General features: G+C 62.3%; 19 protein-coding genes. 8 read left to right on the top strand and 11 right to left on the bottom strand.

Going from position 1 to position 18,996, the window contains the following annotated elements:
• Positions 1-25: 25 nt before the first annotated feature.
• Genes mnmG through TM49_RS04895 form a run of 4 tightly spaced genes read left to right on the top strand, consistent with a single transcriptional unit; the run spans position 26 to position 4,229 of the window.
• On the top strand, positions 26-1,888 hold the full coding sequence (gene mnmG / locus TM49_RS04910; protein WP_045679783.1) for a tRNA uridine-5-carboxymethylaminomethyl(34) synthesis enzyme MnmG: 1,863 nt from the start codon (positions 26-28) through the stop codon (positions 1,886-1,888).
• Positions 1,889-1,903: 15 nt separating this feature from the next.
• A complete protein-coding gene (gene rsmG / locus TM49_RS04905; RefSeq protein ID WP_045679782.1) occupies positions 1,904-2,527 on the top strand; it encodes a 16S rRNA (guanine(527)-N(7))-methyltransferase RsmG in 624 nt (207 codons plus the stop codon).
• 12 nt (positions 2,528-2,539) lie between these two features.
• Complete coding sequence (locus tag TM49_RS04900; RefSeq protein WP_045679781.1) at positions 2,540-3,331, top strand: ParA family protein; 792 nt, start codon at positions 2,540-2,542, stop codon at positions 3,329-3,331.
• Positions 3,332-3,350: 19 nt separating this feature from the next.
• Positions 3,351-4,229 carry a ParB/RepB/Spo0J family partition protein gene (locus TM49_RS04895; protein ID WP_045679780.1) on the top strand — a complete coding sequence of 293 codons (879 nt, stop codon included), beginning with the start codon at positions 3,351-3,353 and terminating at the stop codon, positions 4,227-4,229.
• A gap of 108 nt (positions 4,230-4,337) precedes the next feature.
• On the opposite strand, the gene holA is transcribed toward TM49_RS04895, so the two are convergent.
• The 3 genes from holA to leuS are packed head-to-tail and all read right to left on the bottom strand — an operon-like array spanning position 4,338 to position 8,620.
• The gene (gene holA / locus TM49_RS04890) at positions 4,338-5,384 is read right to left on the bottom strand and encodes a DNA polymerase III subunit delta (protein WP_045679779.1); all 1,047 of its coding nucleotides are present in this window, start codon (positions 5,382-5,384) and stop codon (positions 4,338-4,340) included.
• A 40-nt stretch (positions 5,385-5,424) separates the two neighbouring features.
• Positions 5,425-5,991, bottom strand: a complete 567-nt coding sequence (gene lptE, locus TM49_RS04885; RefSeq protein WP_244464798.1) for an LPS assembly lipoprotein LptE — start codon at positions 5,989-5,991, stop codon at positions 5,425-5,427.
• Positions 5,984-8,620 (bottom strand): leucine--tRNA ligase, encoded by a 2,637-nt coding sequence (leuS, locus tag TM49_RS04880; protein ID WP_045679777.1) that lies wholly within the window; start codon positions 8,618-8,620, stop codon positions 5,984-5,986. The genes lptE and leuS overlap by 8 nt, the downstream gene beginning before the upstream one ends.
• A gap of 177 nt (positions 8,621-8,797) precedes the next feature.
• Here leuS and TM49_RS04875 point away from each other — a divergent pair, with 177 nt between their 5' ends.
• Complete coding sequence (locus TM49_RS04875; RefSeq protein WP_045679776.1) at positions 8,798-9,469, top strand: YggS family pyridoxal phosphate-dependent enzyme; 672 nt, start codon at positions 8,798-8,800, stop codon at positions 9,467-9,469.
• Between the two features lie 6 nt (positions 9,470-9,475).
• On the opposite strand, the gene TM49_RS04870 is transcribed toward TM49_RS04875, so the two are convergent.
• The 6 genes from TM49_RS04870 to acs all read right to left on the bottom strand — a co-directional run bounded on the left by TM49_RS04870 (position 9,476) and on the right by acs (position 14,557).
• Positions 9,476-9,697: a DUF1413 domain-containing protein gene (locus TM49_RS04870; RefSeq protein WP_045679775.1), complete on the bottom strand. Its 222-nt coding sequence runs from the start codon at positions 9,695-9,697 to the stop codon at positions 9,476-9,478.
• Between the two features lies 1 nt (position 9,698).
• Complete coding sequence (locus tag TM49_RS04865; protein WP_045679774.1) at positions 9,699-10,331, bottom strand: LysE family translocator; 633 nt, start codon at positions 10,329-10,331, stop codon at positions 9,699-9,701.
• Between the two features lie 21 nt (positions 10,332-10,352).
• The gene (locus tag TM49_RS04860; RefSeq protein ID WP_045684780.1) at positions 10,353-11,129 is read right to left on the bottom strand and encodes a pyrroline-5-carboxylate reductase; all 777 of its coding nucleotides are present in this window, start codon (positions 11,127-11,129) and stop codon (positions 10,353-10,355) included.
• Positions 11,130-11,209: 80 nt separating this feature from the next.
• Positions 11,210-11,785 (bottom strand): NADPH-dependent FMN reductase, encoded by a 576-nt coding sequence (locus TM49_RS04855; protein WP_045679773.1) that lies wholly within the window; start codon positions 11,783-11,785, stop codon positions 11,210-11,212.
• A gap of 84 nt (positions 11,786-11,869) precedes the next feature.
• Positions 11,870-12,253: a winged helix-turn-helix transcriptional regulator gene (locus TM49_RS04850; protein ID WP_045679772.1), complete on the bottom strand. Its 384-nt coding sequence runs from the start codon at positions 12,251-12,253 to the stop codon at positions 11,870-11,872.
• Positions 12,254-12,598: 345 nt separating this feature from the next.
• The gene (acs, locus tag TM49_RS04845; RefSeq protein WP_045679771.1) at positions 12,599-14,557 is read right to left on the bottom strand and encodes an acetate--CoA ligase; all 1,959 of its coding nucleotides are present in this window, start codon (positions 14,555-14,557) and stop codon (positions 12,599-12,601) included.
• A gap of 201 nt (positions 14,558-14,758) precedes the next feature.
• Between acs and TM49_RS04840 the strand changes: the two genes are divergently transcribed.
• Together TM49_RS04840 and TM49_RS04835 are read left to right on the top strand one after the other, a co-directional pair.
• Positions 14,759-15,460: a DUF1013 domain-containing protein gene (locus TM49_RS04840; RefSeq protein ID WP_045679770.1), complete on the top strand. Its 702-nt coding sequence runs from the start codon at positions 14,759-14,761 to the stop codon at positions 15,458-15,460.
• An 88-nt stretch (positions 15,461-15,548) separates the two neighbouring features.
• Positions 15,549-15,869 carry a hypothetical protein gene (locus tag TM49_RS04835; RefSeq protein WP_144409478.1) on the top strand — a complete coding sequence of 107 codons (321 nt, stop codon included), beginning with the start codon at positions 15,549-15,551 and terminating at the stop codon, positions 15,867-15,869.
• A 5-nt stretch (positions 15,870-15,874) separates the two neighbouring features.
• Here TM49_RS04835 and TM49_RS04830 read toward each other — a convergent pair whose 3' ends face one another.
• Entirely contained in the window at positions 15,875-16,237 is a 363-nt protein-coding gene (locus TM49_RS04830; RefSeq protein ID WP_045679768.1) for a winged helix-turn-helix transcriptional regulator, read from the bottom strand.
• 114 nt (positions 16,238-16,351) lie between these two features.
• On the opposite strand from TM49_RS04830, the gene TM49_RS04825 reads away from it, so the two are divergent.
• The gene (locus TM49_RS04825; protein ID WP_045679767.1) at positions 16,352-17,479 is read left to right on the top strand and encodes an NADH:flavin oxidoreductase; all 1,128 of its coding nucleotides are present in this window, start codon (positions 16,352-16,354) and stop codon (positions 17,477-17,479) included.
• A gap of 213 nt (positions 17,480-17,692) precedes the next feature.
• On the opposite strand, the gene ispG is transcribed toward TM49_RS04825, so the two are convergent.
• The gene (gene ispG, locus TM49_RS04820; RefSeq protein WP_045679766.1) at positions 17,693-18,952 is read right to left on the bottom strand and encodes a flavodoxin-dependent (E)-4-hydroxy-3-methylbut-2-enyl-diphosphate synthase; all 1,260 of its coding nucleotides are present in this window, start codon (positions 18,950-18,952) and stop codon (positions 17,693-17,695) included.
• Positions 18,953-18,996: the final 44 nt, after the last annotated feature.

Here is an 18,996-nt window from a genome sequence, read left to right as displayed (position 1 = left end):
GTCGAGCCCAGAGCCGGAGCACTTTATGTCTCTTTCCTATGATGTCATCGTTATCGGCGGCGGCCATGCTGGGTCGGAGGCTGCCGCGATTGCGGCCCGGGCCGGCGCCCGCACGGCGCTCATCACCCACAAGCGCGAGACCATCGGCGTGATGTCGTGCAATCCCGCGATTGGCGGGCTTGGCAAGGGCCATCTTGTGCGCGAGATCGACGCAATGGACGGGTTGATGGGCCGGGTCGCCGATGCGGCCGCCATCCAGTATCGCCTGCTCAACCGGCGCAAGGGGCCAGCCGTTCGCGGTCCGCGCAGCCAGGCCGACCGGCGGCTTTATCGCGAGGCGATGCAGGCGGCGCTGTCGGAATTCGACAATCTCGATATCATCGAAGGCGATGTCTTCGACCTTGAGACGGAAGAGGGCGAGGTCGGTCTGCACCGGGTGACGGCCGTCATCACCGGCGATGGGCGGCGGTTTGCCTGCGGTGCGGCGGTGCTGACCACGGGGACGTTCCTGCGCGGGCTGATCCATATCGGCAATCGCAAGATCCCGGCGGGTCGGGTCGGGGAGGCGCCTTCCACCGGGCTTTCGGCCACCCTCGGCAAGCTCGGCCTCAAGCTCGGCCGGTTGAAGACCGGCACGCCGGCGCGGCTCGATGGTCGCACCATCGACTGGGCCGCGCTCGATCGGCAGAAGGCCGATGATGAGCCTGTTCCATTTTCCTTTCTGACCGAAACGATCCGCAACCCTCAGATTGACTGCGGCATCACCCGTACGACGCCGGAGGTCCATGAGATCATTCGCCGCAACATCGGTCTTTCCGCGATGTATTCCGGCCAGATCGAGGGCGTGGGGCCGCGCTACTGTCCCTCGGTTGAAGACAAGATCATGCGCTTTGGCGATCGCGATGGTCATCAGATCTTCCTCGAGCCGGAGGGTTTGGACGACCATACCGTCTATCCGAATGGCATTTCCACGTCGCTTCCGGAAGAGGTTCAGGACGCCTTCATCCACGCCATCCCAGGTCTGGAAAGGGTCACGATCCTGCAGCCTGGCTATGCGATTGAATATGACCACGTTGATCCGCGTGAGCTTTCCGCTTCGCTCGAGCTGAAGAAGCTGGGTGGCCTGTTCCTGGCCGGCCAGATCAATGGCACGACCGGTTATGAGGAGGCGGGCGCGCAGGGATTGGTTGCCGGGCTTAATGCGGCACGCTTGGCCGGCGGTTCGGCTCCGACCGTGTTCTCGCGCACCACCTCCTATATCGGTGTGATGATCGACGACCTTACCACGCGTGGCGTCGCCGAGCCCTACCGCATGTTCACGTCGCGCGCCGAATACCGGTTGACGCTGCGTGCCGACAATGCGGATGAACGGCTGACACCGCTTTCCCTGGAACTGGGTGTGGCTTCGGAAGAGCGACGGCGGAAATTTACCGCATTCGCCAACACGCTTGATGAGACGCGGGCAATGTTGCGGTCCCGGTCCCTGACGCCGAACGAGGCGAGGGCCTATGGGCTGAAGCTCAATCAGGATGGCCAGCGGCGCTCTGCCTATGATCTTCTCGCCTATCCGGAAATGGACTTGTCGTTGCTTTCGGCTGTCTGGCCGGAGCTTGCTGCCATCGATACCAGGGTGCGCGCGGCGGTCGAGATCGAGGCCGCCTATGCGGTCTATATGGATCGGCAGGCGATAGATATTGCCCAGGTGCAGCGCGACGAGGGGAGGGCGATCCCCGGTGATTTCGACTACAGCGGCTTGCCCGGTCTTTCCAATGAGCTGAAGGGCAAGCTTGCTGCGGCGCGGCCGGCGACGATCGCCCATGCGGCTCGCGTCGATGGCATGACGCCTGCGGCGCTGTCTCTGCTGCTCGTGCGGCTGCGCGCAGCCTGATATCGGAGTGCTTCCATGAAGATCAACGGTCAGACTGTTTCACGTGAAACACAGGATCGCCTCGAGACCTTCGTCAGCCATTTCGAGAAGTGGGCTAGATCGATCAATCTCGTCGCGCCCTCGACCCGCCAGCAGATGTGGGATCGGCATATCGCCGACAGCGCCCAGATTTTCCAGTGCGCCCCGGGATCGAAAACCTGGGTCGATCTGGGCAGTGGCGGCGGTTTTCCCGGCATCGTCACCGCAATCTTCCTGGCGGAGATCGGCGAAGGCTGGGTGCATCTGGTCGAGAGCAACAACAAGAAGGCATCGTTTCTGCGCACCGCCATCCGCGAGACGGGCGCGCGCGCCAGCGTCCATGCCCTGCGCGCCGAATCGGCGCTGGACGCTATTGCGGACGCTGAGGTGATGTCGGCAAGGGCGCTCGCAGCGCTCGATCTGCTGTTCACCTACGCTGAACCGTGGTTTGCAAAACGCGCTGATTTCACCGCCTTTTTCCACAAGGGTCGGGATTATCAGCAGGAGATCGACAAAGCGCGTGACCTTTGGTCGTTCGATCTGGTAAAACATGACAGCAAGGTCGAGCCCGGCTCCGTGATCCTCGAAATATCCGGCCTCGCGCGTCGAAAAGCACCGTAACCGGATCGTATCATGGTTAACAAAACGCGTATCATCACGGTCGCCAACCAGAAGGGCGGCGTCGGAAAGACCACAACGGCCATCAATCTCGCGACAGCATTGGCGGCGATCGGCGAAAAGGTGCTGATCATCGACCTCGACCCGCAGGGCAATGCATCGACCGGCCTCGGTATAGAGCGCGATCAGCGCGTGCATTCCGCCTATGATGTTCTTGTCGGGGAAAAGACGGTGCAGGAGGCCGCGGTCCATACGGCCGTGCCCAATCTCGATATCGTTCCGTCGACGCTCGATCTTCTCGGCTTCGAGCTTGAAATCGCCTCCGATCCCCGCCGCGTCTTCAAGCTGCGCGATGCCTTGCAGCAGCCGGAAGTCGGCGAATACCGGTACGTCTTCTGCGACTGCCCGCCATCCTTCAACCTGTTGACGATGAATGCGATGGGCGCCGCCCAGGCGATCCTGGTGCCGCTGCAGTGCGAGTTTTTTGCGCTTGAGGGGCTCGGCCAGCTTCTCGACACGGTCAAGGAGGTTCGCAGCACCATCAATCCGCGCCTCGAAATCCAGGGTGTGGTGCTGACCATGTATGATTCCCGCAACAATCTTGCCCAGCAGGTGGTTTCGGATGTGCGCGAATATATGGGCGACAAGGTCTACAAGACGCTGATCCCGCGCAATGTTCGGGTTTCGGAGGCACCGTCCTTCGGCAAGCCGGTCATTCTGTATGATCTCAAGTGCCAGGGCAGCCAGGCCTATATCCAGCTCGCCTCCGAGATCATCCAGCGCGAGCGGGCCTTAGCGGCAGCGTGATTCCAAGGTGGTGCATGACATGAGTGAAGACACATCCAAACGGCGCCTCGGCCGCGGCCTCGCGGCCCTGATCGGTGATATTGACAAGGCCACTCCTGAGGAAGCCGTAGCAAGCCCCGTCATGGCTGCCGATCGGCGCGTGCCGATCGAATTCATCAGCCGCAATCCCCGCAATCCGCGCCGCCATTTCGAGGAAGAGGATCTGCGCGATCTCGCTGCGTCCATCCGCCAGCATGGCATTGTCCAGCCGGTGGTGGTGCGCACGATCGGCGATCAGCGCTTCGAGATCATCGCGGGCGAGCGCCGCTGGCGCGCTGCGCAGCTTGCCGGGCTTTCGGAAGTGCCGGTACTGATCCGCGACGTCGACGACCGCACTGCGCTGGAAATCGCGATCGTCGAGAATGTCCAGCGCGCCGATCTCAATCCGTTGGAAGAAGCCAATGGCTACGAACTGCTGATGGCGGAGCATGGCTATACGCAGAACGATCTTGGCGAGATCATCGGCAAGAGCCGAAGCCACGTTGCGAACAGCCTGCGTCTTTTGAAGCTGCCCGAAGGCGTGCGCGACATGCTGGCACAGGGAGACCTGTCGGCCGGCCATGCGCGCGCGCTGATATCGACGCCCGATCCGGAGGCGCTGGCACGTACCGTCGTCGAGCGGGGCATGTCGGTTCGCGATGCTGAAAAGCTCGCCCAGCGCGCCATTGAAGGCGTCAGGCCATCGCGGCCGGCGAAGGAAAAGGATGCCGATACGCTGGCACTGGAACGCTCGCTCTCCGATCGTCTTGGTCTTTCGGTGACCATCGATCACAAGACCGGAGGCGGTCAGCTGAAGATCGCCTATTCCACGCTCGACCAGCTCGATGACCTTTGCCGCAGGCTCGACCGCACGCCCTGAAGGATGTAACCGAAAATTGATATGGTACAATTTTTGGTTCGTTTATCAGGCGCTTGCGAGAGGTTATAGCCGATAGAGACGACGGTTGAGCATCTGCCCTGCCGAGAACTATCCGCGCATCACACCCCTGTTGGAGCGCAGCGCCAGCGCCAGAAGCGTCTGCATGGCGATACTTTCCTCGAGTGCAGGATATTGCCGGGTCTTCAACACGGCATCGGAAAGCATTCGCAGCGCACGCGCGGTCGCGTCCCCGTTCCAGGCCGAAAGTGCCTTTTCGAACAATGGTTTGCGCTTGAAGAAAATGCCGCGGCCATGGCTCTGCATCACCTGGCTCACGCTCTGACGCTTGCCTTCGATATCGGCACGCATCAGGTCGAGCATGTGAAACTGCCGCAGGCAGCCGTTGAGGATCAGGAAAATCGGTGTTTTCGACTGCGCGATCTTGGCCATGGCATGGCGAAGTGCGGCAATATCGCCGGCCAGCACCGCATCCACCGCATCATCGGCCGAAATGGCGCTAGCGTCGCCGATCACGGTGGCAACATGTTCCTCATCGATGACATCAAGGCCGCGGGCAAACAGGACGAGCTTTTCGATCTCGTTGCGGGTTGCCAGCCGGTCGCCGCCGATGAGGGAGAGAAGGAGTTGGCGAGCCGGGGGCGTGATCCGCAGGTTTGCACTGCCCAGGGCCTCATCGACGAGACCGTTGAGCGCGCGTGTGTCATCGGCATAACAGGGGATCGCGGCGATGCTCCGGGCGCCCTCCGCAGCCTTGCGCATGGCGGTGCCCTTGCGCAGCTCGCTGGCCTCGATAATGAGAAAGGCGCTTTGCGGGGGTGTTTCGGCGAGCATTTTCAGCACGTCGGCGAGCACCTTGTCGTTGCCGCCCGCGCGTACCCAGACGAGTCGCTCGCCGCCGAAGAGGCCGATGGCGTTCATTTCGTCCATGATCCGCCCGGCGTCGCCATCGACATCGCCGATATCGAGCTTCATTACCGAAAACGGGTCGTCGAGCGCCACCCTTGTGCCCTTGGCTATCAGCGAGGCGCGCTCGCTGACCAGGCCGCGATCGGGTCCATAGACCAGGAATGCGCGGTATTTGCCGGCATCCTGGCGCAGGAAGGCATCGAACTGGTAGGACTTTATCTCGGTCATCGCGATCCGGCCCTGGTGGAGGGCGCCGGTGAAACCGACGCTATTTCAACGGCTTATCGGTTCCGGGCGCCGGCGGAAGCTCCTCCGGCGGCTCGGTGTTGAGGGCGATGGCGATATCGGCGTTGATGATTTCCGCCACCTCGCGGGCGGCGCGCCGCTCGGCGTCGCGGATTGCCCGCTGCTTGGCGAACTCCTGCGAGGGGAAATCGACGAGCGCGGTGGCGCGACGCTGACCGGAGGCCAGCAGCTTGCTGTCGGAGCGGCGACGCACGGAGAAGTCGGCGGTCACGATCGTACGGCCGGCATCCGCGGTGTCGGACGAATCATTCACCAGAACATCGGTCGTCACGGCATAGGCGGTGACACTCACATCATATTTCGGATCGAGGCTTTCGCCCTTGCCGCCGCCGGTCAGGAAGATCAGCTCGTTCAGCACGGCCTGCGCCACGGGCGTCGACGGCGTGTTGAAGGCGAGCTCGTGCATCTTGGCGTTCAGTGCCGCACCCTGGACACCGCCATAGAGCGGGCGCACCTGGCAGGAGGAGAGCGCCAGGACCGCCGCAAGGGCGGCGGCCGGCAGAGCGGCGCGGAAAAGGCGATCAGACAACAATGTTCACGATCCTTTGCGGCACGACGATGATCTTCTTCGGGGCCTTGCCATCCAGCGCCCGGACCACCGCTTCCAGTTCCATCACCGCGGCCTTGATGCTTTCGGGATCGGCATCGCGCGCCACCGTCAGCTCGGCGCGCTTCTTGCCGTTCACCTGCACCGGCAGGGTAATCTCGTTATCGGCGGTCAGCGCGGCATCGTAAGCCGGCCAGGCGGCCATGGCGAGCATACCCGTCCCGCCCAGCACCTGCCAGCACTCTTCGGCAAGATGCGGCATCATCGGTGCAAAACAATGGGTCAGGAACAGGCTGGCTTCCTTGAGGGCGCCCAGTGTCTCGGCATCCGCCTTGCCCTTGGCCGCTTCGGTCAGCGGCGCGGCCAGCACATTGACGAGTTCGTAGATGCGCGCGATCGCCTTGTTGAAGGCCAGTGCCTCGATGTCGCCGGCAACGGCTTTCAGCGTCTTGTGGGCGGCGCGCGAGATTTCGAGCGCCTTACCCCCGGTTCCGGGCTTTGCCTCGGCAGCGGCGAGCGCAGGGGCGGCCTCGGAAATCAGCCGCCAGATGCGCTGCACGAAACGGAACGTGCCTTGTACGCCGGCCTCCGTCCAGACGACATCGCGATCCGGTGGACTGTCGGAGAGAACGAAAAAGCGTGCGGTATCAGCACCATAGGTCGAAAGAATATCGTCGGGATCGATGACGTTCTTCTTCGACTTCGACATCTTTTCGATGGAGCCGATCGTGATTTCCTCGTCGGTGTCGATGAGGAAGGCCTTGCGGGTCCCGTCATTTTCCTCGATGCGGATCTCGGTCGGCGAGACCCAACGGCCATTCGGACCGCTGCCGCCGGCGCGATAGGTTTCGTGCACCACCATGCCCTGTGTAAACAGGCCCTTGAACGGCTCGTCATGGCTGACATGTCCGGTCGCCTTCATCGCCCGGGTGAAGAAGCGCGAATAGAGCAGATGCAGGATCGCGTGCTCGATGCCGCCGATATACTGATCGACGGGCAGCCAGCGGTCGGCGATCGCCGGATCGGTCGGTGCATCCTCGTGCGGTGCGGTGAAGCGGGTGTAATACCAGCTCGAGTCGACGAAGGTGTCCATCGTGTCGGTCTCGCGCCGGGCCGGCTTGCCGCAATGCGGGCAGGCGACGTTGCGCCAGGTCGGGTGGCGGTCGAGCGGGTTGCCGGGCTTTTCGAAGTCGATGTCGTCCGGCAGCTTCACCGGCAGGTCGGCCTTCGGCACGGGCACCACGCCGCAGTCGTCGCAGTGGATCACGGGGATCGGGCAGCCCCAGTAGCGCTGGCGGGAAATGCCCCAGTCGCGCAGGCGGAAATTGACCTTGCGTTCGCCGCGCGGTGCACCGCGCACGATCTCGGCTTCCAGCTTGCCGGCAATGGTTTCAAAGGCTTCGTCCGTTCCCATGCCGTCGAGGAAGCGCGAATTGATCATCACGCCGTCATCGGTATAGGCCTCGTCGCCGATTTCGAAGGTCGCCGCATCGCCGCCCTTCGGCATCACAATGGGTGTGACGGGCAGGCCGTATTTGCGGGCGAAGTCGAGGTCGCGCTGGTCGCCGGCCGGGCAACCGAAGATCGCGCCCGTGCCATAGTCCATCAGCACGAAATTGGCGACGTAGACCGGCAGCTCCCAGCTCTCGTCGAAGGGATGGCGCACGCGGATGCCGGTGTCAATGCCCTTCTTTTCCGCTGTTTCAAGTGCTGCCAGCGAGGTGCCGGTATGCCGGGTTTCCGCGCAGAAGGCGGCAACCTTGTCGTCGTGCTTGGCGGCTTCGCGCGCCAGCGGATGGTCGGCGGAGATCGCCATGAACGAGGCGCCGAAGATCGTGTCCGGGCGGGTGGTATAGACCTGCAGCTCTTCCTGGTCGCCCGCCTTGCCGGCGCCATCGGCGATGTCCCAGCGGATCAACAGGCCTTCGGAGCGGCCGATCCAGTTCTTCTGCATCAGCCGGACCTTTTCCGGCCAGTGGTCGAGCGTGTCGAGTGCGTCCAGCAGGTCCTGGGCAAAATCGGTGATCTTGAAGAACCACTGCACCAGTTCGCGCTGTTCAACCAGAGCGCCGGAACGCCAGCCGCGGCCTTCGATCACCTGCTCATTGGCGAGCACGGTCATGTCGACCGGGTCCCAGTTGACCTTCGACTGCTTGCGGTAGACCAGGTTCTTTTCCAGCATGTCGAGGAACAGGTGCTGCTGGCGCTGGTAGTATTCGACATCGCAGGTCGCGAATTCGCGGGTCCAGTCGAGCGACAGGCCCATGGATTTCAGCTGGTTGCGCATCGTCGCGATGTTTTCGTAGGTCCAGTCCTTGGGATGAACCTTGTTCTGCATCGCCGCGTTTTCAGCCGGCATGCCGAAGGCGTCCCAGCCCATCGGGTGCAGCACGTTGAAGCCGCGCGCCCGCTTGTAGCGCGCCACGACATCGCCCATGGCATAGTTGCGGACATGGCCGATATGAATGCGCCCCGAAGGATAGGGAAACATTTCAAGCACGTAGTAGGTCTCGCGCGGGTCGGCATTGTCGGTCACGAAGACGTTGTCATCGTTCCACTTTTTCTGCCACTCGGGTTCGACTTTACGCGGGTTGTATCGTTCGGAGGCCATATCGGTTTTACTCGGTCATTTTCTTTATCGATTTTGGCGGTGAGCTTCACCATGAAAGCGCTTCAGCGTCAAGTAAATCGGGGTCGATAAAGGGCGCTGCAAAGGCTTTGCGGCGTTGCGGTGCGCCGCGCCTTTGCCATATGGTGGCGCCGCAAACAAAGAGGAAGGTGCGAGTGCATGGGTGTCAGCGAAAATCTGCAAGAGGTTCTGGGCAAGTTACGGGCGGCGGAACATGCCGTTGAACGGCCCGAAGGGGCGGTGACGCTGGTGGCCGTTTCCAAGACCCACGAGGCCGATGCGATCCGTCCTGCGATCGAAGCCGGCCAGCGTGTGTTCGGCGAGAACCGGGTGCAGGAAGCGCAGAAGAAGTGGCCGGCGCTGAAGCAGGAGACGGCCGATATCGAGCTGCATCTCATCGGTCCGCTGCAATCCAACAAGGCCGAAGATGCGGTGAAGCTTTTCGACGTCATCGAGAGCGTCGACCGCGAGAAGATCGCCCGCGCGCTGGCCAAGGAGATCGAAAAGCAGGGCAGGGCGCCGCGGCTTTATGTCCAGGTCAACACCGGAAACGAGCCGCAGAAGGCGGGTATCGACCCGCGCGAGACGGCGGCCTTCCTGAAGCTCTGCCGCGAGGAGCTCGGCCTTCAGATCGAAGGCCTGATGTGCATTCCGCCGGCCGGCGAAAACCCCGGTCCGTACTTCGCGCTGCTCTCGGAGCTTGCCACCGAAAACAGCGTGCCGAAGCTTTCCATGGGCATGTCCGGCGATTATGAAATCGCCGTCGCCTTCGGTGCGACCAGCGTGCGGGTCGGCTCGGCGATCTTCGGCGCAAGAGACTACTCGGCCTGATGGCGGTCAGCCGCGCTTGAGATAGACCCGGCCGCCGCCCTTCTTGCGGCCGGTGTCTTCGATGCCGGGGAATTTGCCCTTGCGCACGGCATTCAGGAATTCCCGGCCGATCTTCACCTTGTCGCCGATATAGAGGCGGTTCCAACCTTTGCCATAGAGCGTCGGAAAGTGAAATTCGCCATGCTCGAGCGCCAGCAGTCGGTTTGCGATTTCGTCTTCATCCAGCATGTCAGAAACGCGTCGTCAGCAGCTTGAAGCCGGCAAAGGCGAAGAAGGCGGCCATGACGCCCTCGATGCCGCGGCGGGCCCGGCGATAGCCGCGCACGACGAGGCTTGAGGAGAACAGCACGGCAAGGCCATTGAAGGTCAAGAAGCCAATGACGAGCGCGCCGGCGATGAAGACCGCGATCACCTGCGGATCGGCTCCGGCCGGCAGACCGATGGAAACCAGCGACACCCACGCGAAGATCGCCTTCGGATTGGTGAGATGGATCAGCAGCCCGCGGCGGTAGTTTGTCGCAAGACTGGCCGATGCGGAAACGGCGGTTTCCAGCACCTCCGTCCGCATCGCGCTGCGGAAGCTCTTCCAGGCAAGGAAGAGGAGATAGAGGCCGCCCAGGCATTTGAGCACCACGAGGCCGTAAGCCAGCTTCGTCACCACCGCCGCCATGCCCGTGCCGGCAAGAAGCGCCCAGCAGAACGAGCCGGTCAGCACGCCATTGGCAAGGGCGATGGCCCGCCGGCGATCGCCAGCCATGGCCGTGCCGGCAATCGCCAGCGTGGCAGGGCCAGGGCTCACCACGGCGATGAAATAGGCAAGCCAGGCAAGGCCGAGGGTGGGAACAAGCTCGGTTAGGGGCATGCGGCGCTCCTTTGCGCGCGTTCAGGATTTGCCAGCTTCGAACCGATCCCAGATTCCGTCAAGAGCCTTCCACAGCGCCTGATAGGCGCCGTCATCCTTCAGGTTCTTCAGCACCTGCTCATTGGTGCCACCGCGGGTGGCAGAGTGGCCGGTCAGCGTTGCGAAGCTGTCGTCCGGCGCGTTGCGGGCCGTTGCGGCCAGCGCATAGAACACGGCGCCGGAGAAGGCACGCGCCTTGTCGGCGGGCACGGACTTCGCCTCCAGCCAGTCGGAAATGGTCTCGTAATAGGCAAAGGCGCCGGCGAGCGTTGCGGTGGCGACGCAGAGCGCCTGATATTCATCCTCGGTCTCGACAGCGACCGGCGTGCCGAGCGGGGCAAACATCGCCACCACATCCTCATCCGGCGGGAAGATCGGCGTCGGGCCGCCATGGAAGGCGACGGCGGGAAGCGGCGTGGCAAGCGTCACCCGCATTGCCGGTGCCACCAGTTTCTTCAGGCGCTCGACGCCGAAGGTCGCCATGAAGCTGATGACGTGACGGGCGGTGCCGAAATTGAGCCCCTCAAGGATCGCTTCGGCATCCTGGGGCCGGAGCGCCAGGCAGACGGTATCCGCCTCATCAATGACCGCCTGGTTGCTGCCGGCAACTGCTACATTGTCGAACGTCGCGGCAAGTTCGGCGGCGATGTCGGCATTGCGCGGCGAAAGCAGGATGACGGGCTTTTCGCCCTCAGCCGTCGAAAGGCCGGTGACGACTGCCTTGGTGATTTCGCCGGTTCCGATGAATCCGATGGTCATGGCATTCCTCATGTGCTGTTTGCGGCAGCATAGAAAGCCATGACCTGTTTGGAAACGGTGGGACGGAAAGAAACCCGCGTTCAGGCGTCGCGCGCGGTCTTCAGCGCTTTCGTCCACCACAGGAGATCGTCGGTCATCGCCGTGGCGCTGTCGATCAGATAGGGGAAATCGGCCATGGTCTTGCCCTCGCGCAGAATGCCGAGCAGTTCGGCCATGCCGATATGGACATTGTGCTTGAGGGATGCCACCTGCAGCTCCGCCAGGATCAGCCGCAGCTGCTCGACGGCACGGGCGCCGCCGGTGCCGCCATAGCCGATGAAGGTTGCCGGCTTGCGGTTGAATTCCTTGTAGGCGTAGTCGAGCGCGTTCTTCAAGACGCCGGTGACGCTGTGATTATACTCGGCGACGGTGAAGACATAGCCGTCGAGGCTTGCGATCTTCTCGCCCCAGCGGCGCGCGACCTCGTTTTCCGGCGGCACCCATGCCGGCGACATCTTCTCCTCGAAGAACGGCATCGGATAGTCGCGCAGGTCGACGACCTCGAAATCGGCGTCGTCGCGATCCTTGATGATGTCGCGATACCAGTTCAGCGGATGGTCGGCGAACCGCCCTTCGCGGGTCGATCCGACGATGATGCCGATCTTGGGCCTGGTCATGGAAAACTCCTTGGTTATGAACAGTAACCAGGGAGGTAATCGTAAGCGGAAATCTCCGCAAGACGGCACTTTTTCGTACGCCGCTTACCTTGCGGTAACCGGGTCTTCCTTGGCCAGATCGAAGGCGATCTGCGACTGGTAGATGTCTTTGGCGTTTTCCCGCGTCCAGGTGAACAGCGGCATCATCGCTTCCTGCAGCCCGGCCCCGCGTTCCGACAGCGCATATTCGACGCGCGGTGGAATGGTCGGATAGACGGTGCGGATGACAAGCCCGTCGCGCTCGAGATTCCTCAGCGTCACGGTCAGCATGCGCTGGGAAATGCCGCCAACGGCGCGGTGCAGTTCCTTGAAACGGATCGCCTCGTTTCTCTCCAGAACACGCATCACCAGAATGGTCCACTTGTCGCCGATGCGCGACAGCAGGTTGCCGATCGGGCGGCAGTCTTCCGGCAGGTGATCAGGATGCATGGCAGGCGCTCCAGTTACGATAGGTGCGCAGGTTACCGGAACGGAAGACGGAATTCAAATTCCGCACCACTTGTTCGCTTGCGGGCAGTTCAGGTCGTCTCGGTCGAGCGCCGTCGAAACCCCGTCCAAAACAATCTCTTCCCAAGAGGGAGAGATGCCCCGGCAGGGGCAGGGAGGGGTGAAACCTCTCCGTAAGTTCAGAGCTTGCGGCCTATGCCCATTACCGCTCTCTGTCGCGTAGGCGACATCTCCCCCTCAAGGGGGGAGATTATCGGATGAAGCGCCCGCGTTCCAATTCAGAGTGATTGGACAGCCGTACCCTCAAAGGGTCGGCCCGTTCCTACCCTATGCCGCCTTTGCCTTGTTCTGCCGGTTCTCGATCAGGTCGTCAACCACGGCGGGGTCAGCGAGTGTCGAGGTGTCGCCGAGCGAGCCGAAATCGTCCTCGGCGATCTTGCGCAGGATGCGGCGCATGATCTTGCCGGAGCGGGTTTTCGGCAGGCCGGAGGCGAACTGGATCTTGTCGGGCGTGGCGATCGGGCCGATCTCGGCGCGCACCCACTTGATCAGCTCCTGGCGGAGCGCCTCGTCGCCCTCGTGCTCGCTCATCAGGCTGACATAGCAGTAGATGCCCTGTCCCTTCACCGGATGCGGATAGCCGACGACGGCGGCCTCCGAGACGAAGTGGTGGGAGACGAGCGCGCTTTCGATCTCCGCAGTGCCGAGACGGTGGCCGGAGACGTTCAGCACGTCGTCGACGCGGCCGGTGATCCAGTAATAGCCGTCCTCGTCGCGGCGGCAGCCGTCACCGGTGAAGTATTTCCCCTTGTAGGTGGAGAAATAGGTCTGGATGAAGCGGTTGTGGTCGCCATAGACGCTGCGTGCCTGGCCGGGCCAGCTGTCGGTGATGCACAGATTGCCATCGGCAACACCGTCCAGCACATGGCCCTCGTTGTCGACAAGCTGCGGCTTGACGCCGAAGAAGGGCTTCGTCGCCGAGCCCGGTTTCAGGTCGGTGACGCCCGGCAGCGGCGTGATCATGAAGCCGCCGGTCTCCGTCTGCCACCACGTGTCCATGATCGGGCAGCGTTCCTCGCCGACGACGCGGTAATACCACTCCCAGGCTTCCGGATTGATCGGCTCGCCGACCGAGCCGAGCAGGCGCAGGCTTTCACGCGATGACTTCTTCACCAGATCGTCGCCAGCGCCCATCAGCGCGCGGATGGCGGTCGGGGCGGTGTAGAGGATATTGACCTGGTGCTTGTCGACCACTTCCCAGAAGCGGCCGGCATCGGGGAAATTCGGCACGCCCTCGAACATCAGCGTCGTCGCGCAATTGGCGAGCGGGCCGTAGACGATGTAGGAATGTCCGGTGACCCAGCCGACATCGGCGGCGCACCAGTAGATGTCTCCCTCCTTATAGTCGAACACGTATTCGTGGGTCATCGAGGCCCAGACGAGATAGCCGCCGGTGGTGTGCAGCACGCCCTTGGGCTTGCCCGTCGAACCCGAGGTGTAAAGGATGAACAGCGGATCCTCCGCCTTCATCTTCACTGGCGGGCAATCGCCCTTCACCGTCTTGATTTCCTCGTGATGCCACAGATCACGCCCGCGCGCCCAGCCGACCTTGCCGCCGGTGCGGCGCACGCAGAGCACGTGGTTGACCAGAACATACTGCTTGGCGGCGATATCGATCGCGAGGTCGACATTTTCCTTCAGCTGGATCGGCTTGCCGCCGCGCACACCCTGGTCGCAGGTGATCACGAAGGTCGATTCGCAGTCGACGATGCGGCCGGCAAGCGCTTCGGGGGAGAAGCCGGCGAAGACGACGGAATGGATGGCGCCGATGCGCGCGCAGGCGAGCATCGCATAAGCTGCCTCCGGCACCATCGGCATGTAGATCGTCACCCGGTCGCCCTTCTTCACGCCGTGCTTCTTCAGCACGTTCGCCATGCGGCAGACCTGATCGTAGAGCTGGTTATAGGTGATCTTCTTGTCGATATAGGGGTTGTCGCCCTCCCAGATGATGGCGGTCTGTTCGCCATGCGTCTTCAGGTGACGGTCGATGCAGTTGTAGGAAACATTCGTCTGCCCATCCTCGAACCACTTGATCGACACGCGGCCGGTGAAGGACGTATTCTTGATCTTGGTGTAGGGCTTGAACCAGTCGATGCGCCGGCCGTGGCGATCCCAGAAGATCTCCGGCTCCTCGACGCTTTCCTGGTACCATTTTTCATATTTCGCGGCGTCGATCAAAGCGCGCGTTTTTGCCGGTTTGAGCACCGGATACAGCTTGTCCGACATCGAACTCCTCCTGCCGTTCCTCCATTGGTCCTCATTCATACAGTCTCAAAAGATGAACTCAATAAGACATTCGTCAATTCTTTCGAGTTCAATTGCATTTAGGTGACTTTGGCATTATATGGACGCCCATGTTTTCCCGGAAATTGTGGCAACAGACCCACGGACCGCGACACCGGCGCGGACGATAGAAGGATTATACCCATGGCACAGAAGCTGCTTATGCCGAAGGCGACAGCCGTATGGCTCGTGGACAACACGGCCCTGTCGTTCGATCAGATTGCCGAATTCTGCAAGCTTCACCCGCTCGAGGTGAAGGCGATCGCGGACGGTGAATCCGCCCAGGGCATCAAGGGCCTCGACCCGATCTCCACCGGCCAGCTCTCGCGCGACGAGATCGCCCGCGCCGAAGGCAATCCGAACCACAAGCTGAAGATTTCCGAACCGAAGGTGCGCGTGCCGGAATCCAAGCGCAAGGGCCCGCGCTACACGCCGGTTTCCAAGCGTCAGGACCGTCCGAACGCCATCCTCTGGCTGGTGCGCAACCATCCGGAACTGAAGGACGCGCAGGTCTCGCGCCTCGTCGGCACCACCAAGTCGACCATCGAGCAGATCCGCAACCGCACCCACTGGAACGCCGCCAACCTGACGCCGATGGATCCGGTCACGCTTGGTCTGTGCAGCCAGATCGACCTCGACCTCGAAGTCGAAAAGTCCGCCAAGGACCGTCCGCTGCCGTCCGCCGACGAGATGGACAACGCCACGCTCGCCGCGCCGGCCGACACCGGCTACCAGGACGAGCGCTCCGAGCGCGAAATGTCCGCCGACGAAGTCTTCTCCCGCTTCGCCTCGCTCGGCAACGCCGCCAAGGACGAGGATGGCGAGGACGACGAGGATAACCGCTAAGCCGGTTCTTTCTCGGTTACGACGACATTTTCGAGGGGGCGCAAGCCCCCTCTTGTTTTTTCGATGATATGCGCGAAGATGACTGCGTTTGGCAATCATAGCGGGTATATCGACCTTGCCGGAGAGCGTCAAAAAGGATCGCTATCTCAGGCTGATTGTCTGCTGGACGGTCGCCAATCTGCTTTTGCCCTACTTTCTCGGCGCATTTCACATCTTCACGACCCGTACACCTTTATACGCACTCGTTTTATGCTTTCTCGCGCTTCAGGCGATCAATCTCATCTATGTCCGGGCCCATCCGCGGGTCTCTTTAGCGACAATTGTGTTGAACGCGGCGAGTTTCGTGCTGCTTGGATATTTCTCGTTCGTTCTGGCGATCTATCCGGCGTGTCGTCTGCTTTTCGGCTGAGCGTGTTACGTTGAGCGCCCGTCGAAACGCTCGCGCGCCTCGTGAATGGTGGTGCGGTTCTCGGCGGTCCACTGGTGGAGTGCGCAGTAGAGCGACTTGGCCGACAGGCCAAGCTCCGTCAGTTCGTATTCGACGCCCACCGGCGAGGTGGCGAGCACGTGGCGCTCGACGAGGCCGTTGCGCTCCAGGCGCCTCAGCGTATCGGTCAGCGCCTTCTGGCTGATACCTTCTAAAGACCGCTTCAGCGCGTTGAAACGGCAGGGTCCATAGGCCAGCACGGTGAGCGCCATCACCGACCACTTCCCGGAAATCTCTTCCAGAATCTCGCGGCTCGAGCAGGCCTGAATCGGGGTCAATTGCTGGTCCATGGCGGTTTCCTCTCCTATACCTAGGAAATTGATAGTGCCTTATTGACACTAAGTCCACGATTTATACCTATACCATCAAACGATCCTCCCAGGTTTCGCAATAAGGAAAGAAGAATGTCCCAATCCGCAAACGCGGCGCTGTTCCGCCCGTTCACGTTCAAGAAGCTCGAACTGAAGAACCGCATCGTGATGGCGCCGATGACGCGCAGTTTCTCACCGGAAGGCGTGCCGGGCCAAAATGTCGCGGAGTACTACCGCCGCCGCGCCGAGGGCGATGTCGGCCTCATCCTTTCCGAAGGTACGGTGATCGACCGTCCGACGTCTAAGAACCATCCGGCGATCCCGAATTTCCATGGCGACAAGGCGCTTGCCGGCTGGAAGAACGTCATCGACACCGTCCATGCCGCCGGCGGCAAGATGGGTCCGCAGATCTGGCACGTGGCCAACACCATCAACGATCCCAACTATCCGGACCCGAACGAGACGGAAAGCCCGTCGGGCTTCGTCAAGCCGGGCGAGAAGCGCGGCCGGGCGATGAGCGAGGAGGATATCGCCGATACGATCGCCGCTTACGCCAAGGCGGCCGCCGATGCCGAGCGGCTCGGCTTCGACGTCGTCGAGATCCACGGCGCCCATGGCTACCTGATCGACCAGTTCTTCTGGTCGGCGCTCAACCTGCGCGAAGATCACTGGGGCGGACCGGCGATCGCCGAGCGCGCTCGCTTCGGCGCCGAAGTGGTGAAGGCGGTCCGCGAAGCGGTCTCCGACGACATGCCGGTCATCATCCGCCTCAGCCAGTGGAAGCAGCAGGACTACAACGCCAGGATCGCCACGACGCCGGACGAAATGGCCGAATGGCTGGAGCCGCTGGTCGATGCCGGCGCCGATATCCTGCATTGCTCGCAGCGTCGCTTCTGGGAGCCGGAATTCCCGGAAATCGATGGCCAGAAGGGCCTCAACTTCGCCGGTTGGGCGAAGAAGATCACCGGCGTTCCGACGATCTCGGTCGGTTCGGTCGGCCTGAAGGGCGTCGATTTCCTCGGCTCCTTCGGCGGCGGCGAGACCTCGGCCTCGGCCACGGAACTCGACGATCTGACCGGGCGCCTGGAGCGCGAGGAATTCGACCTCATCGCCGTCGGCCGCGCGCTCATCAGCGATCCCAACTGGGTCAGAAAGGTTGAAGCCGGAGAGGGCGACAAGCTCAAGTCGTTCTCACGTGAAGCGCTCGGCTCGCTGGTCTAGAAGGGGCAAAAGCGCCTGAGTTCGAGTATGTTACCACTAACGATCTCCCCCCTTGAGGGGGAGATGTCGCAAAAGCGACAGAGAGGGGTATCGGCATAAGCCGCAATCTGCGTGCTCTCGGAGAGGGTTCACCCCTCTCTGCCCCTGTCGGGGCATCTCTCCCTCAAGGGGAGAGATTGATGATCTGCAGGCCAAACGGGACTGCCGCCAACCCTATTCCGCGGCCTGCCGGCCGTTGCCGAAGCGGTTTTCGATATAGTCGGCAACCATCAGCTCGAAATCGGCGGCGATGTTGGGGCCGCGCAACGTCTTGGCCTTCTTTCCATCGATGAAGACCGGGGCGGCGGGGGTTTCGCCGGTGCCGGGCAGCGAGATGCCGATATCGGCGTGCTTGCTTTCGCCCGGGCCGTTGACGATGCAGCCCATCACCGCGACGTTCAGCGCTTCCACGCCCGGATACTTCTCGCGCCAGACCGGCATGTTCTTGCGGATGTCTGACTGGATCTTCGAGGCCAGTTCCTGGAACACGGTCGAGGTCGTGCGGCCGCAGCCGGGACATGCGGCGACCACCGGAACGAACTGGCGGAAACCCATCACCTGCAGCAGCTCCTGCGCCACCTGCACCTCGCGTGTGCGGTCGCCGCCGGGCTCCGGCGTCAGCGACACGCGGATCGTGTCGCCGATGCCGTGCTGCAGCACATAGCCCATCGAGGCTGACGATGCGACAATGCCCTTGGTGCCCATGCCGGCCTCGGTAAGGCCGAGATGCAGCGCATGATCGGAACGTTCTGAAAGCATCGAATAGACGGCGATCAGGTCCTGAACCTGAGAAACCTTGGCCGACAGGATGATGCGGTTCCTCGGAAGGCCGATCTCCTCGGCGAGTTCGGCGGAAAGCAGTGCTGACTGTACGATGGCTTCGCGGGTAACATCGCGGGCGGAAAGCGGCGAACCGGCCTCCGCATTCTCATCCATCAGCCGGGTCAAGAGTTCCTGGTCGAGCGAGCCCCAGTTGACGCCGATGCGCACGGGCTTGTCGTAGCGGATCGCCATTTCGACGATTTCGGCGAACTGCTTGTCCTTCTTGTCCTTGAAGCCGACATTGCCGGGATTGATGCGGTACTTCGCAAGCGCCTCGGCGCAGGCCGGGTGATCGGCCAGAAGCTTGTGCCCGATATAGTGAAAATCGCCGACAAGCGGCACATCCATGCCAAGCCGCAGAAGCCGCTCGCGGATTTTTGGCACGGCGGCGGCCGCCTCATCGCGGTCGACAGTGATGCGCACCAGTTCCGAGCCCGCCTTCGAAAGGGCGGCGACCTGGGCGACGGTCGCATCGATATCGGCCGTATCCGTATTGGTCATCGACTGCACGACGACCGGCGCGCCACCGCCGACAATCACGCCGCCGACATCCACGGCAACGGAGGCGCGGCGGGGCAGGGGATCGAAATTACGGGGCGCGGCGAGCGTCATGGTCTTCTCCGGCTTAATCAATGCCCTTCAGGTGGTACAACGCG

This window comes from Martelella endophytica, from assembly GCF_000960975.1.
Taxonomy (GTDB): domain Bacteria; phylum Pseudomonadota; class Alphaproteobacteria; order Rhizobiales; family Rhizobiaceae; genus Martelella; species Martelella endophytica.
The sequence above is the reverse complement of the archived record's forward strand: the minus strand, read 5'-3'. Positions and strand labels throughout refer to the sequence as shown.